Below are 1,734 nucleotides of genomic sequence, written 5' to 3'. Positions count from 1 at the left end.
GCACGGCGGCACGGCGCCGGCGGTGGCCGAGTGCGTCGACGGTGGCGTCGCGATCCACCTGCGGGAGCCGCTCACGGGCGTGGCCCCGGGCCAGGTCGTCGTGCTGTACCGGCCGGACACCGAGGGCGGGGACGTGGTGCTCGGCAGCGCGAAGATCGCCGCCACGGCCTGAGCCGGGCCCGTCCCGTCGACTCGCGGGTCCGGAGCGCCGACCCGTGTGCCTGGACTGGCGACTCGCGTGCCTGGACTGGCGACTCGCGGGTCCGGAGCGTCGACTCGCGGGGCTGGGGTGGGGACTCGCGGGTCAGGGGACGGTGTAGTGGCGGAGGTCGTCCTCGTCCTTGGTGGTGAGGCGGTTCTGCAGGGTCAGCAGGTCCAGGTGGGACTGGGTCTCCAGGACGGCGAGCATCTGGTTGAACGGGTCCAGCTCGTCCAGCGTGCGTTCCCGGCGGGTCCAGGTCAGGCGCAGGGCCACCTCGTACGCGGTGGTGTTGCCCTGCGCCACCGTCCCGCCGATCTCGTCGAGCCGGTGGTCGTGGTGGGTGAGCAGCTCGTCCACCCGCGCGTGCACGCTCGGCGTGACCGGGCCGTGCGCGGGCAGCATCCGCATGTCCGGCAGGGAGCGGAGCAGCCGCAGCGAGTCCAGGAAGTCCCGCAGCGGCTGCTCCGCCGGGGCGGGGTGGAAGCCGATCGACGGGGTGATGTGCGGCAGCACGTGGTCGCCGGAGAACAGCAGGTTCGCCGCGTGGTCGGCGAACACGACGTGGCCCGCGGTGTGGCCGGGGGTGTGCACGACGTCAAGCGTGCGGCCGGGCAGGACCGTCCGGCCGCCCGGGTCCAGCCACTCGTCCGGCTGCTCCCACAGGTCCCGGTCGGTCGGTGGCCGCCGCCCGTCGAACAGCGCGACGAGTGCGTCGATCACCGGGGTTCCGCCCGCGCGCCGCAGCAATCCGATCTGGTCCTCCATCGGGTGCTCGTCCGGGGCGGCGGTGGCCCGCAGGGCCGCCCGCTCCCCGCGGCCGAGCGCGATCGACGCGCCGGACTCGCGGCGCAGCGCCACCGCCAGCGTGTAGTGATCGCGGTGGACGTGGGTGATCAGGAACTGTCCGATGTCGCCCAGCCCGGCACCGAGGCCCGCCAGCGCCGCCGCGAGCCGGTCGCGCGCCTCGTCCAGCGCCCACCCGGAATCCACCAGGGTGAGGCTGTCGCCGTCGGTGACCGCGTAGACGTTCACGGCCCGCAGCGCGTCGTTCGGCAGGGGGAGCGGGATGCGGTACACCCCGGGTGCCACGGTGTAGAGACCGGGCTCGGCCCAGTGCCGGCTGCCGTCGTCGTCGCACGGTTCCATGCCCTGATCAGACCAGGTTCCCGGAACCCGGGGGACGCGGGTGAGACCGACATCACTGAGCGTTCGCTTAGGTCGGGTGGTACGGACCGGTGCCCCGGCGGGACGGCGGGCGGCTCCGGCGGGGACAATCGACGCCGTGAGTGAGCGAGTCTGGCCAACCGGTGCGGCCACCGGGATCGGCTCCATGCCGGGCACCGACGCGCGGGAGGCCGCCGCGATCGTGTTCGGTGAGCTGCCCGGGTTCGCACACCTGCCCGAACTGCCCGACCGCGGTGCCGGCGCCGACCCGATCGGCCGGACGGCGGCGATGCTGGTGGACCTCGCCGTCGACCTCGTGCCCTCCGGGTACCGGATCGCGGCCCGGCCGGGCCGCACCCACCGGCACG

The 1,734-nt window shown here is 74.5% G+C and carries 2 protein-coding genes and 1 pseudogene; 2 read left to right on the top strand and 1 reads right to left on the bottom strand.

Annotated features, from left to right (window positions below; all coding sequences use genetic code 11):
• Positions 1-172, top strand: a 172-nt coding sequence (locus SACPADRAFT_RS31535; protein WP_007027516.1) for an aminomethyltransferase beta-barrel domain-containing protein, incomplete at its 5' end; no start/stop codon positions are given.
• Positions 173-304: 132 nt separating this feature from the next.
• Here the strand turns inward: SACPADRAFT_RS31535 and SACPADRAFT_RS0213745 are convergent.
• Entirely contained in the window at positions 305-1,348 is a 1,044-nt protein-coding gene (locus SACPADRAFT_RS0213745; protein WP_007027515.1) for an MBL fold metallo-hydrolase, read from the bottom strand.
• Positions 1,349-1,484: 136 nt separating this feature from the next.
• Between SACPADRAFT_RS0213745 and SACPADRAFT_RS27675 the strand changes: the two are divergent.
• A pseudogene (locus SACPADRAFT_RS27675) lies at positions 1,485-1,734 on the top strand (methionine synthase); the annotation flags it as partial.

Origin of the sequence: Saccharomonospora iraqiensis subsp. paurometabolica YIM 90007 (assembly GCF_000231035.2) — a bacterium.
Classification (GTDB): Bacteria; Actinomycetota; Actinomycetes; order Mycobacteriales; family Pseudonocardiaceae; genus Saccharomonospora; species Saccharomonospora paurometabolica.
This window is presented reverse-complemented; position numbering and strand designations above follow the sequence as displayed.

Bases quoted from the DNA above. Each gene is read 5' to 3' on its own strand.
- SACPADRAFT_RS0213745 (WP_007027515.1), bottom strand. From the start codon at position 1,348: ATGGAACCGTGCGACGACGACGGCAGCCGGCACTGGGCCGAGCCCGGT.